The 17,830-nt window shown below is 67.2% G+C and carries 18 protein-coding genes; 3 read left to right on the forward strand and 15 right to left on the reverse strand.

All coding sequences use genetic code 11. From position 1 onward, the window contains the following. The 11 genes from ON41_RS02090 to ON41_RS02140 form a co-directional block, all read right to left on the reverse strand. Window positions 1–2,215, reverse strand: a 2,215-nt coding sequence (locus tag ON41_RS02090; protein WP_040744653.1) for an ATP-binding cassette domain-containing protein, incomplete at its 3' end; no start/stop codon positions are given. 37 nt (window positions 2,216–2,252) lie between these two features. Further along, window positions 2,253–2,663: a VOC family protein gene (locus ON41_RS02095; protein WP_040744704.1), complete on the reverse strand. Its 411-nt coding sequence runs from the start codon at window positions 2,661–2,663 to the stop codon at window positions 2,253–2,255. Window positions 2,664–2,668: 5 nt separating this feature from the next. After that, window positions 2,669–3,118 carry a helix-turn-helix transcriptional regulator gene (locus ON41_RS02100; protein WP_040744654.1) on the reverse strand — a complete coding sequence of 150 codons (450 nt, stop codon included), beginning with the start codon at window positions 3,116–3,118 and terminating at the stop codon, window positions 2,669–2,671. A 121-nt stretch (window positions 3,119–3,239) separates the two neighbouring features. After that, window positions 3,240–3,758 (reverse strand): hypothetical protein, encoded by a 519-nt coding sequence (locus ON41_RS02105; protein WP_040744656.1) that lies wholly within the window; start codon window positions 3,756–3,758, stop codon window positions 3,240–3,242. Window positions 3,759–3,968: 210 nt separating this feature from the next. After that, window positions 3,969–4,817, reverse strand: a complete 849-nt coding sequence (locus ON41_RS02110) for an SDR family oxidoreductase (protein WP_040744658.1) — start codon at window positions 4,815–4,817, stop codon at window positions 3,969–3,971. Window positions 4,818–4,989: 172 nt separating this feature from the next. Further along, window positions 4,990–6,039, reverse strand: coding sequence for a ribosome small subunit-dependent GTPase A (gene rsgA / locus ON41_RS02115; protein ID WP_040744660.1), 1,050 nt, complete (start codon window positions 6,037–6,039; stop codon window positions 4,990–4,992). 235 nt (window positions 6,040–6,274) lie between these two features. Continuing rightward, entirely contained in the window at window positions 6,275–7,411 is a 1,137-nt protein-coding gene (locus ON41_RS41295; RefSeq protein ID WP_157185329.1) for a hypothetical protein, read from the reverse strand. Between the two features lie 34 nt (window positions 7,412–7,445). Beyond that, on the reverse strand, window positions 7,446–8,387 hold the full coding sequence (gene glfT1 / locus ON41_RS02125) for a galactofuranosyltransferase GlfT1 (protein ID WP_051160880.1): 942 nt from the start codon (window positions 8,385–8,387) through the stop codon (window positions 7,446–7,448). After that, on the reverse strand, window positions 8,384–9,205 hold the full coding sequence (wzt, locus tag ON41_RS02130; protein ID WP_040744662.1) for a galactan export ABC transporter ATP-binding subunit Wzt/RfbE: 822 nt from the start codon (window positions 9,203–9,205) through the stop codon (window positions 8,384–8,386). The genes glfT1 and wzt overlap by 4 nt, the downstream gene beginning before the upstream one ends. Window positions 9,206–9,214: 9 nt before the next feature. Further along, window positions 9,215–10,039, reverse strand: a complete 825-nt coding sequence (wzm, locus tag ON41_RS02135; protein WP_051160881.1) for a galactan export ABC transporter permease subunit Wzm/RfbD — start codon at window positions 10,037–10,039, stop codon at window positions 9,215–9,217. Window positions 10,040–10,216: 177 nt separating this feature from the next. After that, window positions 10,217–10,804 (reverse strand): bacterial proteasome activator family protein, encoded by a 588-nt coding sequence (locus tag ON41_RS02140; RefSeq protein ID WP_174411281.1) that lies wholly within the window; start codon window positions 10,802–10,804, stop codon window positions 10,217–10,219. A gap of 276 nt (window positions 10,805–11,080) precedes the next feature. Between ON41_RS02140 and ON41_RS02145 the strand changes: the two genes are divergently transcribed. Then, window positions 11,081–12,283, forward strand: coding sequence for a cysteine desulfurase-like protein (locus ON41_RS02145; RefSeq protein ID WP_040744711.1), 1,203 nt, complete (start codon window positions 11,081–11,083; stop codon window positions 12,281–12,283). 349 nt (window positions 12,284–12,632) lie between these two features. Here the strand turns inward: ON41_RS02145 and ON41_RS02150 are convergent, their stop codons facing one another. Then, a complete protein-coding gene (locus ON41_RS02150; RefSeq protein WP_040744666.1) occupies window positions 12,633–13,622 on the reverse strand; it encodes an NAD(P)H-quinone oxidoreductase in 990 nt (329 codons plus the stop codon). A gap of 29 nt (window positions 13,623–13,651) precedes the next feature. Beyond that, the gene (locus ON41_RS41300) at window positions 13,652–13,813 is read right to left on the reverse strand and encodes a hypothetical protein (protein WP_157185330.1); all 162 of its coding nucleotides are present in this window, start codon (window positions 13,811–13,813) and stop codon (window positions 13,652–13,654) included. A 72-nt stretch (window positions 13,814–13,885) separates the two neighbouring features. Here ON41_RS41300 and ON41_RS02155 point away from each other — a divergent pair, with 72 nt between their 5' ends. Both ON41_RS02155 and ON41_RS02160 read left to right on the forward strand, forming a co-directional pair. Beyond that, window positions 13,886–15,061 (forward strand): lactate 2-monooxygenase, encoded by a 1,176-nt coding sequence (locus ON41_RS02155; protein ID WP_040744668.1) that lies wholly within the window; start codon window positions 13,886–13,888, stop codon window positions 15,059–15,061. Between the two features lie 42 nt (window positions 15,062–15,103). Continuing rightward, on the forward strand, window positions 15,104–15,601 hold the full coding sequence (locus ON41_RS02160) for a MarR family winged helix-turn-helix transcriptional regulator (protein WP_040744670.1): 498 nt from the start codon (window positions 15,104–15,106) through the stop codon (window positions 15,599–15,601). Between the two features lie 4 nt (window positions 15,602–15,605). Here ON41_RS02160 and ON41_RS02165 read toward each other — a convergent pair whose 3' ends face one another. Both ON41_RS02165 and ON41_RS02170 read right to left on the reverse strand, forming a co-directional pair. Then, window positions 15,606–16,163: a class IV adenylate cyclase gene (locus ON41_RS02165; RefSeq protein ID WP_040744672.1), complete on the reverse strand. Its 558-nt coding sequence runs from the start codon at window positions 16,161–16,163 to the stop codon at window positions 15,606–15,608. Between the two features lie 16 nt (window positions 16,164–16,179). Further along, window positions 16,180–17,007 carry a helix-turn-helix domain-containing protein gene (locus ON41_RS02170; protein ID WP_040744674.1) on the reverse strand — a complete coding sequence of 276 codons (828 nt, stop codon included), beginning with the start codon at window positions 17,005–17,007 and terminating at the stop codon, window positions 16,180–16,182. Between the last annotated feature and the right edge of the window lie 823 nt (window positions 17,008–17,830).

Raw genomic sequence — 17,830 nt, forward strand, 5'->3', positions numbered from 1 at the left:
GGTGCTCGATGACGATCACCGACTTACCCGATTCCACCAGCCGGTCCAGCAGCCCGAGTAGCTGCTCGACATCGGCCAGGTGCAGGCCCGTGGTCGGTTCGTCGAGCACGTAGACGCCGCCCTTGTCGCCCATGTGCGTGGCCAGCTTCAGCCGCTGCCGCTCGCCGCCCGACAGCGTGGTCAGGGGCTGGCCGATGGTGAGGTAGCCGAGCCCGACGTCGGCGAGCCGATCCAGGATCTTGTGCGCCGCAGGCGTTTTCGCGGCGCCGTCGGCGAAGAACTCGACGGCCTCCGCCACCGGCATCGCCAGCACCTCGGCGATGTTCTTGCCGCCGAACGTGTACTCGAGCACCTCGGCCTGGAACCGCTTGCCCTCGCACACCTCACACGTGGTGGACACGCTCGCCATCACGCCGAGGTCGGTGTAGACCACACCGGCCCCGTTGCAATTGGGGCACGCCCCTTCGGAATTCGCGCTGAACAGCGCCGGCTTCACGCCGTTGGCCTTCGCGAACGCCTTGCGGATCGGCTCGAGCAGGCCGGTATAGGTCGCCGGATTGCTCCGCCGCGAGCCGCGGATGGGCGTCTGATCGACCGCCACCACACCTTCCGCGGCCGGGACCGAGCCGTGGATCAGCGAACTCTTCCCGGATCCGGCCACCCCGGTGACCGCGACGAGTACCCCGAGCGGAACATCGACATCGACATTCCGGAGGTTGTTGGCGTTCGCGCCGCGAATCTCCAAGGCTCCGGTCGACTTTCGCACCGACTTCTTGAGCGCCGCCCGATCGTCGAAATGCCGTCCGGTCACGGTGCCGCTGGTGCGCAGCTTGTCGACGGTGCCCTCGAAGCAGACGGTGCCGCCGCCCGCACCCGCGCCTGGCCCGAGGTCCACGACGTGGTCGGCGATCGCGATCGTCTCCGGCTTGTGCTCCACGACCAATACCGTGTTGCCCTTGTCCCGCAACCGCAGCAGCAGGTCGTTCATCCGCTGGATGTCGTGCGGATGCAGGCCCGCGGTGGGCTCGTCGAAGACGTAGGTGACGTCGGTGAGTGAGGACCCGAGATGGCGAATCATCTTGACGCGCTGCGCCTCACCGCCCGACAGCGTGCCCGCGGGCCGCTCCAGCGACAGATAGCCGAGCCCGATCTCCACGAACGAGTCCAGCGTGTGCCGCAGCGACTTCAGCAGCGGCGCCACCGACGGCTCGTCGAGGCCCCCGACCCAGGCCGCCAGATCGCTGATCTGCATCGAGCAGGCGTCGGCGATGCTGATCCCCGCGATCTTCGAGGACCGGGCGCCCTCGCTGAGCCGGGTGCCGTCGCACTCTGGGCAGACCTGGAAAGTCACGGCCCGTTCCACGAAGGCGCGGATGTGCGGCTGCAGCGCGTCGACGTCCTTGGACAGCATCGACTTGCGGATCCGCGGGATGAGGCCCTCGTAGGTGAGGTTGATGCCGTCGACCTTGATCTTGGTCGGCTCCTTGTAGAGCAGGTCGGCGAGCTGTTTCTTGGTGAACTTCTTGATCGGCTTGTCCGGGTCGAAGAAGCCGCAGCCGCTGAAGATCCGGCCGTACCAGCCGTCCATGCTGTAGCCGGGGATGGTGAGCGCGCCCTCGTTGAGCGATTTGTTCTCGTCGTACAGCTGGGTCAGATCGATGTCGTTGACCGAACCGCGGCCCTCGCAGCGCGGGCACATGCCGCCCGTGATGCTGAAGGCGCGGCGCTCCTTCACCTGCTGGCCGCCGCGCTCCACCGTGACCGCGCCCGCGCCGCTGATCGAGGCCACGTTGAACGAGAACGCCTGCGGCGAGCCGATATGCGGATCGCCGAGGCGGCTGAAGAGGATGCGCAGCATGGCGTTGGCATCGGTGGCGGTGCCGACCGTGGAGCGGGGGTCGGAACCCATCCGCTCCTGGTCGACGATGATCGCGGTGGTCAGTCCGTCGAGGACGTCGACCTCCGGGCGGGCCTGATTCGGCATGAAACCCTGGATGAAGGCGCTGTAGGTCTCGTTGATCAGCCGCTGCGACTCCGCGGCGATCGTGCCGAAGACCAGCGAGCTCTTGCCCGAGCCGGAGACGCCGGTGAACACCGTGAGGCGGCGCTTGGGGATCTCGATGTCGACGCCCTGGAGATTGTTCTCGCGGGCGCCCACCACACGGATCAGGTCGTGCGTATCGGCGGCGTGGGTCGTGTCCGGCTGTGCGGCCATGGCTCGTCGGTCTCTTTCTCTCGGGCGAGGGCCGGCCTCAGCCCACCTGCTGGATGCGGATCAGATTGCCCGCGGGGTCGCGGAAGGCGCAGTCGCGTACGCCGTAGGGCTGGTCGGTCGGCTCCTGGACGACCTCGGCATTGCCGGCCTGCAACTTCTCGAACACGCCGTCGACGTCGTGGGTTGCCAGGTTGATGCTGGCGTAGGTGCCCTTGGCCATCATCTCGGCGACGACGCGGCGTTCGTCGTCGGTGAGACCGGGGGTGGCGGCCGGCGGATACAGCACGATGCTGACCTCCGGCTGGTCGGCCGGGCCCACCGTGATCCAGTGCATGCCCTTGTAGCCGACGTCGTTGCGGACCTCGAAGCCGAGCGTGTCGCGGTAGAAGGCCAGCGCCGCGTCCGGATCGTTCTGCGGGAGGAGGGTCGAATGAATGGTGATGTCCATGCCGATCACGATATGTGCGGTTCGGTAACCGGCGCTTCTCGATTCCTGATCGGTCTGGTGACCTGCTTCGCCACGCAGGCGGGCATTCCCTCGGTCGCGAGCGTCGCCTCGCGCCGGTAGACGCTCGGCGACATGCCGACCAGTTCGGTGAAGCGCGTGCTGAACGTCCCCAGCGACGAACAGCCCACCGCGAAACACACCTCGGTGACGCTGAGATCACCGCGCCGCAGCAGCGCCATCGCCCGCTCGATCCGGCGCGTCATCAGATACGAGTACGGCGACTCGCCATACGCGGCCCGGAACTGCCGGCTCAGATGTCCCGCCGACATGTGCACGCCCCGCGCGAGCGCCTCGACGTCCAGCGGCTGCGCGAACTCGCGATCGATCCGGTCGCGCACGCGCCGCAGCAGCGCGAGGTCGCGCAGCTGCGGCGCGTCGGCGGAACTGCTGGTCACATGTGCGATCGTGCCATGTCGCCCGGCCAATGCCTAGTGCCTGCCGCCCCGCGCGGAGTGGCAGGCACCAGGCGGGGTGGCAGGCGTGAGGCGGCGCTGTCCGCTCGGCTACACCCGGTACTCAGCCCGCCGACCCGGTCGGCGCGGGTGGCGGAGCGTTGTCGACTACCGCCCTGTGGAAGTCGACGCGCAGCGCATAAACGTCCCTGAGCGGGCCCGGTTCGTACTTCGGCGGCTGATTCTCCCAGGTCCCCGGCTTGTAGACCGGCGGCCGCTGCTCCAGTTTGCCGTCCGGCCCGACGGTGGGCGGCTGGTTCTCCCAGGTTCCCGGCGACATCCGCCGGGGTTGCTCCTTCCAGGTGCCCGGCCCTCTGTCTGGCGCGCACTTCTCGATCACCCGCGCCTCGGTGTGCGGGGCGACGTAGGAGCGCACCCGCGCCCTGTCGCCGTTCGAGCACAGCGCGATGCCCTCGACCCGGTAGGTGTCGTCGGTGTCGTTGCGGCAGGTGAGCCCGCCGCACGAGACGCCCGGCGCCAGCTCCCGCGCCTCCTCCTGTGCCGCAGCGGGCGGTGCGAGGAGGGCGGTCGCGCCCGCGACCGCGGCGGCGATGCCGAGCCCGAATCTCAACCGATGGCTCATCTGTGTCCTACTCCGTTCGCCAGCCCGACCCGGAGTCCAATATACCGACAAATCGGGCGACCAGTTTGTGAAGGTGGTCGCGCGATGCGTTTCGAAACCCTTGGCGGGCAACAGGTTCGGCTGGCACTACGGGAGAAGGTCGTGCTGGCACCACCGTGCTGACGCAGACCGGCCCACCACGCACGAGGGGTGCGCGATGCAGTGTCGTACTCAGAGAAAGAGGTCCGTGGTGAGCGGCTCGTCGCCGGGGGTCACGCGGTACTTGTCGAGGTCGGTGATCCCGTGTGCCGCAAGGACTTCGTCGTCGAGGAAGAAGTTCCCCGTGGTGTCCTTGGCGGGGGAGGTGAGCACCAGGTACGCCGCGTCGGCGTAGATGTCCGGGGTGCGCGAGGTCCGGACCATATCGTCGCCGCCGAGCAGATTCTTCACCGCGGCGGTGGCGATGGTGGTGCGCGGCCACAGCGAGTTGACGCCGACACCGTACTGCCGCAGCTCCTCGGCCAGGCCCAGCGTGGTGAGCGACATGCCGTACTTGGCGATGGTGTAGCCGAGCGAGGAGCCCGCCCACTTCGGGTCCAGGTTCAGCGGCGGGGACAGGGTCAGGATGTGCGGATTGCGCCCGGCCTGCGCGGAATCCTTGAGCGCGGGGATGCTCAGCTTGGACAGCAGGAAACTGCCGCGGCAGTTGATGTCCTGCATCAGGTCGTACTTCTTCATCGACAGGAGTTCGGTCGGCGCCAGGTCGATCGCCGAGGCGTTGTTCACCACCAGGTCGATACCGCCGAACCGCTCCACGGTCTGCTGCACCGCCTGCGCGACCGCCTCGTCGTCGCGCACGTCGCCGACGAACTTCAGCAGCGTGCCGCCGGCCTCCTCGAGTTCCGCCGCGGCGGTGTGGATGGTGCCGGGCAGCTTCGGATGTGCCTGGTCGGTCTTCGCGATCAGGGTGATATTCGCACCGTCGGCCGCGGCTCGCTTGGCGATCTCCAGCCCGATGCCGCGGCTGCCGCCGGACATGATCATGGTCCGGCCCGCGAGCGGCCTGCCTGCTTCCGTCATACGCCTGCTCCATTCTGTGCGACGCCCCCGGCTCGATCATCCCAGCGGGCGACGGCCGGGGGCGGGATCTGCCCGATTCGCACAGTAGGCCACGTGTCCGGTGTTATGCAACGAGTTGCATAGTGAGATAGGCCGCCGGAACGACGGTTGACATCGGTACCGACTCGCGGCCTCAGCGGCCGCGCGTCTGCTGCTCGCGATACACCGCCCGCTGTGACCGGGCGACGTTCTTCCACTGCCGCTGGCGCTCGGCGCGCAACCTGGCATCGGATCGGGATGCGAGCCACTCGTTCTCGCGCTGCAACTTCATGTAGCTGTCGAATCGGCGGCGGGGGAGGTCGCCGGAATCGAGGGCCGCTTGGACGGCGCACCCCGCGTCGCGCTGGTGCGAGCAATCCGCGAACCGGCACTCGGCGGCGAGGGCCTCGATATCGCTGAACGTCCGGCCGATGCCCTCGGTGGCGTCCCACAGACCCACCGAGCGCAGGCCCGGCGTATCGATGAGAGTGCCGCCGTTCGGCAGCGGCCGCAGTTCGCGGTGCACCGTCGTGTGCCGCCCGCGTTTATCGGCGGCGCGAACCTCGTTGGTGGCGAAGACTTCCGCGCCGAGCAGCGCGTTGGCCAGCGTCGACTTGCCCGCGCCGGACGGGCCGAGCAGCGCGACCGTGCCGTCGAGCACCGCGGCGAGCACATCCATACCCTGTTCCGTGGCGGCGCTGACCGCCAGCACCGTGGCGCCCGGCGCGATCGCGCGCACCTCGTCCAGCGGGATGTCCCCGGCCAGATCGGCTTTCGTCAACACCACCACCGGCTGTGCGCCGGATTCCCAGGCCAGCGCCAACATTCGTTCGATGCGGCCCAGGTCGACGTCGCCGTCGGCGGCCGAACACACCAACACCGTATCGACGTTCGCGGCCAGTACCTGGGCCTGCGAGCGTCCCGAGACCGAGGCGCGCACGATGGCGGTGCGCCTCGGAAGTAATTGCCGCACTGTGGATTCCGTGTCCAGGGCGACCCAATCGCCGGTACACAGGCCGTTGACGTTGGTATCCGCCCGCGGGCAGCGCGCACGCGCGAGCCCTTCGGGGGTCGCGACGTCGCACTCGCTCCGATCCATTCGGATCACGCGGGCCGGGACCCAGCCGGTGTCGAGCAGCCGTGTGTACGCAGCGGAAACGGCCGGATTCCAGCCGTAAGGAATGAGACGGTCGTAATCGACCATGAGGAGAGCGTCCTTCGTCGGGCACCGAGCCCGCGCGGGCTCAGTGAGTCAGGCAGAGGGTGGACATACGTGCGGCGGCGCGGCTTTCGATGACCGGCCGCGGCCCGGCCGCGACAACCCGATAGTTTGCTTTCACGTATTCCACCTCCTCGGCCCTTCGACGATGTCGTCCGTTGTGGACGGATATAACGATGACAGCTGCCCCGGTCGGGGCGCAACGTATTTTTCCGCGGACCTACATGGCCGCGATCATCACGATGTTCAGCAGGATGATGAGCGCGACGAACGCCCACATCACGTAGATGAACACGATGCCCGGTGTGGGCTGCGGTCCGGGGCCGATGGCGCCGTTGATGAACGCGATGGCCGGCGAGCGGTAGAACACCCGCGTGCTCTGGCCCTCGGCGACCGGTACGACGGTCTCCGCCGGGCCCATATCCCACATCCAGCGGGTGGCGACCCTTACGTGGTGCTGGCCCGGGCCGATCGGAATGTGCGTGGCGCCCCACCGTGCCATGGGCACCTGCTGGCCGTTGACCAGGATCTTCGGCCCGGTCAGGGCTAGCATGAAGGCCATCGGGAAGTAGGAACTCTCCACCACGATGCCCGGCGGCCCCGGCTGCGGAACGAATTGCTGCGGCGCCTGCCCCGGCCCGTAGGGCGGGAACTGCCCCTGCGGCGCACCGTAATTCGGCGGCGCGTACGGATTCGGCTGCCCGCCATAGGGATTGGGCTGCGCGCCAGGATACGGCTGCCCGGGGACGGGCGCGCCGTACCCTGGCTGCGGTGCGCCGTACTGCTGCGGTCCACCGTAATTGGGCTGAGGAGCCCCGTACCCCGGCTGCGGGATCTGCGGCGAGGAGACGCCGTTGGGCTGCGGCACACCATATCCGGGCTGCGGTATCTGCGGCGACGACAGACCATTCGGCTGCGGCGGCGCATACCCGGGCTGCGGTATCTGCGGCGAGGACGCGCTGTTCGGTTGGGGTGCGCCGTATCCGGGCTGGGGGATCTGTGGTGAGGACGCGCTGTTGGGCTGGGGTGCGCCGTATCCGGGCTGGGGGATCTGTGGTGAGGACGCGCTATTGGGCTGGGGTGCGCCGTATCCCGGCTGGGGGATCTGCGGTGAGGACGCGCTGTTCGGTTGGGGCGCACCGAAACCGGGCTGGGGGATCTGGGGGGAGGAGGCGCTGTGCGGCTGGGGGAACTGCGGGGCCGATGCGCTGTGGGGTTGCGGCGGGACCGGAGGCTGCTGGGGGGAGCCGTACGCGCCGGGTTGTGACTGCGGCGCTCCCGGATACGGCGACTGCCCGTTGTGCTGCCACGCCTGTCCGTTCGGTGGCTGCCCGCCGTAGGGGTTGCTCACAGCCATACCTCCATCGTCGAAATGCGCGGAACGCGCTGATCTAACCGGGTTTGTGGAACTGCTCGCGCCGCCCCAGGCGCCGCAGTCGCAGCCATTCTCGCAGACCGGCCGGATCTCGTTGCTGCACAAGGAAGAACCAGGAGAAGCGCGCCCACTCCTGCGGCAGCAACTTGCGCATCCCGGGCTGTGCCATCAGATAGCCACGGTTGCGATAGGTGAAGTAGCGCTTGACCGGATCGTCCGGGTACTGGGTGTGCATCCGCCCGCCCAGGATCGGCTTGAATTCGGCGGAACCGTTGGGGTGCAGGTACGCCGCCTGCAAACAGGTGCCGAACGGCAGTCCGGACCGGACAAGCCGGCGATGGATCTCCACCTCGTCGCCGCGCACGAACAGGCGCAGATCCGGCACCCCGATCACGTCGACGGCCCGCGCGGAGAGCAGGGCGCCGTTGAACAGCGAGGCGATGCCGGGCAGGAAATCCTCGTCGCCGAGTTCGGAACGCAGCCGCCGCCACACCACCCCGCGGCGCAGCGGGAACGCCAGCCGATCCGGATCGTCGATATCGGCGACCACCGGCGACACCTCCGAAAGCCCGTGCCGCTGGGCGCAACTCACCAGCGTCTCGAGCACGTCGGGACCCTCGGGCCGACCGTCGTCGTCGGCCAGCCACACCCAGTCCGCGCCCAGCGACAGCGCGTGCAGGATGCCGAGCGCGAAACCGCCCGCGCCGCCGAGATTGTGCTCCGAACCCAGGTAGGTGGCCTCCAGCGGCTGCTCCCGGACCAGGTCGCCGACCTCGGTTTCGTTGGCGTTGTCGACCACGATCAGATGATCGATCGGGCGAGTCTGCGAGGCGAGCACCTTCAGCGATTCGGCCAGCAGTTCCCGGCGCTTGTGGGTGACGACCACCGCGACGATGCGGCTCCCGTCACCGATCGGCTCGGACCGCGCACGATCGTTGTCGGTCGCCTGATCACTCATGTGGGATTCCGCTCCAGTTCCCGTTCTCGTTCCAGCTCGCGCAGAATGTGGGCGACGTGGTCACCGGCATCGGGCCCCTCGTAGGCCCGCACCACTTCCTCGATCCCGCCGCGCATCCGCATCCGGCCGTGATCGATCCAGATCGCGGTGTCGCACAGTTGCGCCAGGAATTCGTTGGAATGGCTGCAAAATACCAGGATTCCGGACCGAGCGACGAGATCGCGCAGGCGATTTCGTGCCTTTTTCAGGAAATCGGCGTCCACCGCGCCGATGCCCTCGTCCAGCAGCAGGATCTCGGGATCGATCGAGGTGACGACGCCCATTGCCAGGCGCACGCGCATACCGGCCGAATAGGTGCGCAGCGGCATGTTGAGATATTCGCCGAGTTCGGTGAACTCGGCGATCTCGTCCACCTTGGCCATCATCTGCTTGCGGGTCTGCCCGAGGAACAGGCCGCGGATGATGATGTTCTCGTAGCCGGAGATCTCCGGATCCATGCCGACGCCGAGATCGAAGACGGGCGCCACGCGGCCCCGCAGATGCGCGCTGCCGCGGGTGGGTTCGTAGATTCCGGCCAGCAGCCGCAGCAGCGTGGATTTACCCGCGCCGTTGTGGCCGACCAGGCCGACCCGGTCACCCTCCTTGAATGACAGCGTGATCTCGCGCAGGGCCTCGACCACCACCACGTCGGATTGATTGCGTCCGATCGCGCCGCCCGCCTTACCGAGGACCGCCTTCTTCAGCGATCGCGATTTGGCGTCGAAGATCGGGAATTCCACCCAGGCGTCATGGGTTTCGATGCTGACGTGCTCGGTCATAAAAGCCCTTTACACCCAGTACGGCACGCGGGAACGGAACTTCTTCAGGGCCAGCAGCGCCACCGCCCAGCCGACGGCGGTGATCGCCAGCACCACCACCCAGCTGTGCAGCTGGATCTGCTCACCCAGCAGGGGGGCACGCACGATTTCCAGGTAGTGGAAGGTCGGCACCAGTTCCACCAGCCGCGCGCGCTCGCTCACCGCGCCACCCTGTTCGTGCAGCGATTTGGTGGTCCACATCACCGGCGTGAGCACGAACAGCATCAGCGTGGTGCTGCCCAGGATCGGCACGATGTCGCGATAGCGGGTGCTGAAGATTCCGAATGCGATGGAGACCCACATGGCATTCAGGAAGATCAGAACCAGTGCCGGGATCGCGAGCAGGACGGTCCACTCGAGGTGTTTCCACACACCCATCGCCACCAGCATGATCACGTAGATGATCATGTTGTGCGCGAAGAACAGGAACTGCCGCCACACCATGCGGTAGATATGCACGCTCAGTGCCGACGGCAGCTGTTTGATCAGTCCCTCGTTCGCGATGAACACATCCGAACCCTCGAGGATGCTGGCCGAGATCACATTCCAGATGATCAGACCGACCGTCACATACGGCAGGAAAGTCCAGAGATCCTGGCCGAGGATCGCGGAGTAGAGGACACCCATGGCGCCGGCTTGGACGCCGGTGGCGATGGTGATCCAGAACGGCCCCAGCACCGACCGGCGATACCTCTGTTTGATGTCCTGCCATCCCAGCGACAGCCACAACTCGCGCTGCGAGAACCCGTCGCGCAGGTCCTTGAACGCGCGGCCGAACGATTGGGAGTCGGACATCAGAGGCACCGTCGCGTCGGCCGGGCTGTCTTCGGCGACCGCCGACTCGGCTGGGGCTGCTGCAGGCACAGTGACCGACTGTAGCGGAAAGAAACAGCGCGATAACCGGTGCAGTCCGCTATGGCCGCCACCTCGCGGTTTCCGGCCAAACGCGGCCCGGCGCCGGTCGACGGATACTCAGAGATACTGCCCGCTGCCACCCGTGACCGAGGGGCCCTGCCCGCGTTCGCCCTGGATGTTCGCGCCCGGGGGCAGTGCGTGCCGCATCTGCTCCAGCTGCTGCCGGGCGGCCATCTGCTGGGCGAACAGCGCGGTCTGGATGCCGTGGAACAGCCCCTCCAGCCAGCCGACCAGCTGGGCCTGGGCGATGCGCAGCTCGGCGTCCGACGGGATCGACTCCTCGCTGAACGGCAGCGCCAGCCGCTCCAGCTCGTCGCGCAGCTCCGGCGACAGGCCCTGTTCCAGCTCGCGCACCGAGGTCTTGTGGATCTCCTTGAGGCGGCTGCGGCTGGCGTCGTCCAGGGGCGCGGCGCGGACCTCCTCGAGTAGCTGTTTGATCATGGTGCCGATGCGCATGACCTTCGCGGGCTGTTCGACCATGTCGGCCAGCGATTCGTCCTTGGTCTCGGAATCCCGCGCGTCGTCCTCGGCGCCGGCGGCCATCTGATCGGCGAAATCGCCCTGGGCGCTCGCCGGGATGACCAACGGCTTGCCTTCGGGGCCGATCACCACAATGGAATCCGGTGCTCCGTCCGAGTGCGTCATGATCTCCATCATGTCTTGTCCACGCTCGCCGCGCTAAGGGGAGGGGTACGGACTGCGGGTATGCCGGATCGTGACGGTCAGTATTCTGTTGCGGTCGTGTCCGCTTCGTGTGTGGTTGGTTTGCTGAAAGTCGGTTGCCATGTCGCGTGAACTGTTCGCCGCGTCCCTCGGCCGTGCCTGCCTGCGGGTAGTGGCGGCGGAGTTCGCGATGCGCTGCCCCGCGATAGCCATCGACACGGTTACCCCGACTCGCCTGCTGCCCTTAGAGTGGCCAGCATGACTTACGACGTCGCGAGGGTTCGGGGGTTGATACCGTCCCTGGGCGACGGCTGGATTCATCTCGACCCGCAGGCCGGCATGCTGGTCCCGGATTCGGTATCCCGCGCCGTCTCAACGGGTTTCCGTACCTCCGCGTTCACTCATGGCAACCGTTATTCCGCGACCAGGCGCAGCGGCGCCATCCTCGATGCCGCCCGGGAGGCGGTCGCCGACCTGGTCGGCGCCGATCCGGCGGGCGTCGTCCTCGGCCCCGACCGCGCGGTCCTGCTGGCCTGGCTGGCCGAATCGCTGAGTTCGCGGCTCGGGCTGGGCACCGGCATCGTGCTGTCCCGCCTGGATGACGAGGCCAACGTCGCGCCGTGGTTACGCATCGCCAACCGGTATGGCGCACATGTGCGTTGGGCCGAGGTGGAGATCGAGACGTGCGAGATGCCCGCGTGGCAGTTCGAGGAGCTGATCGGGCCCACCGCGCGTCTAGTCGCCTTGACGGCGGCCTCGCCGATCGTCGGCTCGGCGCCCGCGGTGCGCGTGGCCGCGGACCGGGTGCACGAGGTGGGCGGACTACTCGTCGCCGACTGCTTCGGCGCGGCCCCGTACGCCCTGATCGATATCGACGAGTTGAACGCCGACGTGGTAGCGCTGTCCGCGGTCGCATGGGGCGGCCCGCAGATCGGCGCGCTGGTCTTCCGCGACCCGGCATTTCTGGACCGGATCCCGTCGATGTCGCTGAATCCCTATGCCAAAGGCGCGGAACGGCTCGAGGTCGGGCACCACCAGTACGCGCTGCTGGCCGGGCTCACCACCTCCATCGAATACCTCGCCGGCCTGGACGAGCAGGCGTCGGGCACCCGCCGCGAGCGGCTGGAGATGTCCATAACATCCCTGCAGGACTACCACGACCAGCTGTTCGAGCACCTCATGGAGGTCCTCGACCACGTCCCCAACCTGACCGTCATCGGCCGCGCCTCCACCCGCATCCCCACGGTCAGCTTCACCATCGCCGGCATGCAGGCCGAGAAGGTCTCCGCCAAACTCGCCGACCACCGCGTAGGCACCCTCAGCGGCGTCCACGGCGGCAGCCGCCTCCTCGACGCCCTCGGCGTCAACGACGAGGGCGGCGCAGTAACCATCGGATTGGCCCCCTACACAACCAAGTTCGAAATCGAACAACTCGGCCGAGCCCTAGCCACCCTCGACTGATCCTTCCCGATGCCTCCTGCCCGCGCGGGACACTCTGCTTCCCGCTCGCGTGGCACTCTTCCCCATGAGTGGCGCGCTCTGCTTCATCCACGCGGCGCACTCTTCCCCGCAACGTTTCGTCCGCGCGGGGCACTCTTCCTCGCGGCGTTTCGTCTACTCGGGGCACTCTTCCCCGCGGTGCGGCACTCTGCTTCCCCCGCGGTGCGGCACCCTGCTTCCCCACCGATGGTCACTCTGCGTTCCCACACCGAAGGCCACTCTGCTTCCCCCACACCGAAGGCCACTCTGCTTCCCCCACACCGAAGGCCACTCTGCTTCCCCCACACCGAAGGTGTTGGGGGCCGCCGCGTCAGGACTCGCGGATGCGCAGCAGGACCTTGCCGACGGTTTCGGGGGAATCGAGGAGGCGGTGGGCCTCGGCGGCCTCGGTGGCGGGGAGTTCGGCGTGGACGATGGGGGCGATCGTGCCGTCGGCGATCAGGGGCCAGAGGTGGCGGTGCAGGTCGGCGATGATCTCGGCCTTGCTGGACGGTCCGGTGGCGGGGCGCTTACGGAGGTTGGTGGCGTGCACGGTGCCGCGCTTGCCGAGCAGGGTCGCGATGTTCAGCTCACCCTTGACGCCACCCTGCATGCCGATGATGCACAGCTGACCATCTTCGGCCAGGGCCTCGGCATTGCGATCCAGGTACGCCGCGCCCATATTGTCGAGAATGACGTCGGCGCCGCCGAATTCGCGCACCGCGGCCACGAAGTCGTCGTCCCGATAATTGATCAGAATGCTCGCGCCGAGTTCCTTGCAGCGATCGAGTTTGAGCTGCGAACCCGCGGTGACCGCCACCCGTGCGCCGCGGCTCACCGCGACCTGGATGGCGTGCGTCCCGATCCCGCTGCCGCCGCCGTGGATCAGCAGCAACTGCCCGGCACGCAGCCCGGCCCGCATGACGAGATTCGACCAGACCGTGGCCGCCACCTCCGGAAGTGCGGCGGCGGCAGCCAGATCCAGCTCGCCGGGCACCGGCAGCACCTGCGTCGCGGGCACGACGACCCGCTCGGCATACCCGCCGCCCGACAGCAGTGCACAAACCCTGTCACCCGGCCGGAAGTCCGTGACCCCGGCCCCGACCTCGGCGATCACGCCCGAGCATTCGAGTCCGATGGTCTCGCTGGCGCCGGGCGGCGGCGGGTAGAAGCCCTGCCGCTGCAGCAGATCCGCGCGGTTCACACCCGCGGCCACGACGTCGATGAGCACCTCGCCGGCCCCCGGTCCCACCGGATCGGGCACCTGCGCCCACCGCATCACCTCGGGTCCACCGAATTCGTCGAGCGTCACGGCATACATACCCGCGACTCTACGACGCGTCCGGGAAACTACCGGTTGCGCGCCGCCTGCTCGGCGGTGTCGGCGTCGACGCCCTTGGCCATCTGGCCCAGGGCGTGGAGGAGTTCGTCCGCGGACATCTCGTCGGTGCCGGCGATCCCGGCGGCCTCGCCGCGCCGACGCAGTTCGCGGAGGCGATCGTCTTCGGTCATGTCACATCCCCTTTCGGCGTCGTGCGTGGGATACCCGATCCGTTTCGGACAATTCCTACTAGCGTTCCGGGAATGAGCAGTTTCGCCGACTTCCAGAACGAGATCTATCTGGCCGGGCTCGCCGGCACCCGACCCGACCTGCCGATGACGGCGGCGGGCCTGGCCGAGCGGGCGCGCGAGGTGCTGGACCCGGAGGCCTACGCGTACGTCGCGGGCAGCGCCGGGGCCGAGCGCACCGCGGCGGCGAACGAGTCGGCCTTCGACCGCTACCGCCTGATCCCGCGAATGTGGCGGGGCGCCAGCGGACCCGGCGTGCGCGATCTGTCGGTCGAGGTGCTGGGCACCCGGCTGGCCGCGCCCGTCCTGACCGCACCCGTCGGCGTGCTGGAACTGCTGCACGAGCGCGGCGAGACGGTCGTCGCGGAGGTGACGCGCGAACTGGGCGTCGGCATGGTGCTGTCCACCGCGTCCTCGACCCCGATCGAGGACGTGGGCGCCGCGGCCGGTCCCTGGTGGTACCAGCTGTACTGGCCGAGCGACGACGAACTGGCCCACTCCTTCGTCGATCGGGCGGTGAAGGCCGGGGCGCAGGCCATCGTGATCACCGCCGACACCCCCAGCCTCGGCTGGCGGCCGCGCGATCTCGAACTGGCTCACCTGCCGTTCCTACGCGGCAAAGGCATCGCGAACTATCTGTCCGATCCGGTCTTTCGCGCCAAGCTGTCCGCCCCGCCGGAGGAGAGTGCGGAGGCGCTGCAAATGGCGGTGCTGACCTGGGTCGGCCTGTTCGGCAACCACGCCCTGCGGCCCGCCGATATCGCCAAGGTGCGCGAGTGGACCGACCTGCCGATCGCGGTGAAGGGCGTTTTGCACCCCGACGACGCCCGCCACATGGTCGACGCCGGCGCCGACGCGGTGATCGTGAGCAATCACGGCGGCCGCCAGGTCGACGGTTCCATCGGTGCGCTCGACGCGCTGTCCTCGGTCGTCGCCACCATCGGCGACCGGGCCGACGTGCTGTTCGACTCCGGTATCCGCACCGGCTCGGACGTCATGGTCGCGCTGTCGCTGGGCGCCAAGGCGGTGCTGTACGGCCGGCCGTGGGCCTACGGCCTCGGTCTCGCCGGCGCGGACGGCGTCCGGCACGCCCTGCGAATCCTGCTCGCCGACCTCGATTCCGCGATGGGCCTCTCCGGCTGCACCGGTGTCGCCGACCTCAGCCGCACGATGCTGTCGACCGCCCGCTGACCGGCCGACACGTGCGGAAATATCGGCTAATAGAATGTCCGTATGGCATTCGAACCGAGCGGTCGCACGGCGCCGGAGCCGAGGTGGCTCAGCTCGGCTCAACAACAGGCGTGGCGCGCCTACATGGACGGCGGCCAGCGCCTGCTGGCCGACCTCAACCGCCAACTCCAACGAGACAGCGACCTCAGCTTCGCCGAATACCGAATCCTGGTCCTGCTGTCCGAGGCCCCCGACCATTCCCTGCGCATGAGCGACCTGGCCGACGGCGTCCTCTCCTCGAGAAGCCGCCTAACCCACCAGATCCGCCGCATGGAAGCCCAGGGCATGGTCCATCGCACCAGCGCGGAGGAGGACGGGCGCGGGGTACGAGCCCACCTCACGGAGGAGGGTATGGCCCGCCTACGCGCCGCCGCCCCGGGTCACGTCAACGCCGTCCGCCGAGATTTCATCGATCTCCTCACCCCTGAGCAGATCGCCGTGCTGGCCGAGGTTTTCGAGCGAGTGGACAAGGAAATCATCATCCGAGGCAACAAGCCGTAGCCGCTTACTGGTTCCGGCTCTTACGCACTGCGTCGGTGTACAGCTCTGTCGTCCATTGGTCAGGGCTGATACCCAGCTCCGCAAGTTCGCCACGAAGATCAGCGAGCGCGCTGTCGAGTTCGCCGTCAGGCACAAGCGTCTCGATCTCGAGAAAAACGCCATCGATTTCCGGAACTGTGACCACTGTGGCCAACACATCGCGTCCGGCGGCGGCATATCGGTAGTTCTCGCAATTCTTCGTAAACGAGATATCCGGCCTGAATCCCAGATGCTTGATGATCTCTTCCGCCGACTCGCGTTCACCGACAAGCGTTTCGAACTCGGGCTTGGACCCGGTTTCCTGATCGACAGTCGCGTCCTTGAACGTCAGCAGATGTTCGCTGCCCTTGTTTCCGGAAACCGTACGAAGCCGAAGCTCCTGATCCCTGCTGGTGAGCGAGCCGTCTTCCCGGTCGAAGTACGTGTCCTGATACGAAACCCGGTCAGGATTAGCCTTGCCGTTCAAGAGTCCACGCACCCGGTCAGGATCAGCGAGACGAGCCTTGTACTCGGCCTCGATCATGAAGCCTCCTCGTATGTCAGATAATTCGGCATCCTGTGGCGAAATTCTGTTCCAGAGTCCGCACGAATGCATGGTGAAGCACACCGTGCCGATTCGGCTCGACCCTATGCGTAGGCGACGAGTGCCCCTCGTGATAATCCGTGAACGCGGATACGAAAAGACTGCTGTCCAACTTGATTATCCGCCACACCGGAGCATGGCTGTAGAGATAGATCTGAACGGGCCGATTCGCCGCCGCCATCTCCTTCACCCGCGCTATCGAGAGCCGGATACCGGCTACGAACGACTCCGGCGACTCGCCTATTTCCGCCGCCCGATCAGCCGCCGCATCTGAATCCGGGTCGAGCAGCAGCACCCGGAGCCTCGCCTCCAGAGGCAGTGCCTCGCGCAGCAATGAGTCGTTCAATCCGAGGATGCCCAGCCCTCGCACCGCGAGTATGTCGACACTCGCAACGTCCTTGGCAATCTTCCTGATCTCATCGGCTGCCGCTGACTGCGATGGGTACGTCGCCGAAATCTCCGCCAATTCGGACAACGTGACGTGCTCGGATGCAGCCGGAGCCAGACCGAGATCCATACGCGCGTGGTCCGGCATCCGCAAGCCGTCAGCGATCCGTTCGAAGGCTCCGAGACTGGTCACGATTCGACGCCTGTTGATCAACTCGTTGACACGTCCTTGCGACATTTCCAACGCGGTCGCAATCCGTTGCTGACTCGCGCCCGTGTACTGCTGAACCGACCGCAGGAGTGCCGCAATATCCCTCTCCCGCAACGCGGTCCGCACTTCTCCGCGATCCCAGACCGACGCCGGAACCGCGATCGGCACGAACGATTTCCCCGACATCGACAGCTCCTCGCGTGCGCCCGCAGCAACCTCGCCTATCTCACCGTGAGATCAAAAGTATGGTAGATGAGATCACCACGCTGTAGTCGTTTCCACCTCCGCACCCTGGCTTCCTTATCAGCATGTCCAGCACCTTCGGCCGCACAACGAGAACCGAACTCCGCCCGCCCCACACACGCCGCGGCCGACAGTGGAGGCAGAAGTGAGGCCGCACCCCACCGCCCTAGCCTGGCTTGACCCGAACCACACCGTTGCACCTGAGTGGGACAGCGCCCAGATCCGGAAGCTGGCTCGCCGCCTCGGCTACGCCCTGCTGTGGCCCCCGGACGACTCCACCCTTGACCCGGCCGACATCGCTCGCCAAATGGACGTGGACGCCGTGATCGTCCCCGCACCAACCCATCTCACAGCCCTCGCCCTGAACAGACTGATGAACGTAGCCGACGTCGAGTCGGCAAATCCGCGTTGCTCCTTCGCCCGCTGGAGGGTGGGCACAGCATGAGGGACAGGCTGCTCCCTGTATCCATGGCCCCGACTCACTTTGGCCGTCGAGAGGGACCGCAGGACCACTCTCCCGGCCATCGCCACCAGACCTCGAGCATGAGGTCGTATTGCCAATGATCGGATGGCAAGTCGGCCTGATAGTCGCAATATCCATCCCCCTGTTCGTGTTCATTGCCGCCCTGCTGTGGTCGCAGCCGAGACCAGAGGGCAAGTCGGCCAGCGGAATCCGACACCGGATCGAGAGCGAAGACGAGAGCTCAGCTGAGCAATGGTCCGAAGAAGAGTGATCGGACATCAGACATCGACCACCGCAGCGTCC

The sequence above is a fragment of the Nocardia transvalensis NBRC 15921 genome (assembly GCF_000308875.1).
In the GTDB taxonomy this organism is placed as follows: domain Bacteria; phylum Actinomycetota; class Actinomycetes; order Mycobacteriales; family Mycobacteriaceae; genus Nocardia; species Nocardia transvalensis.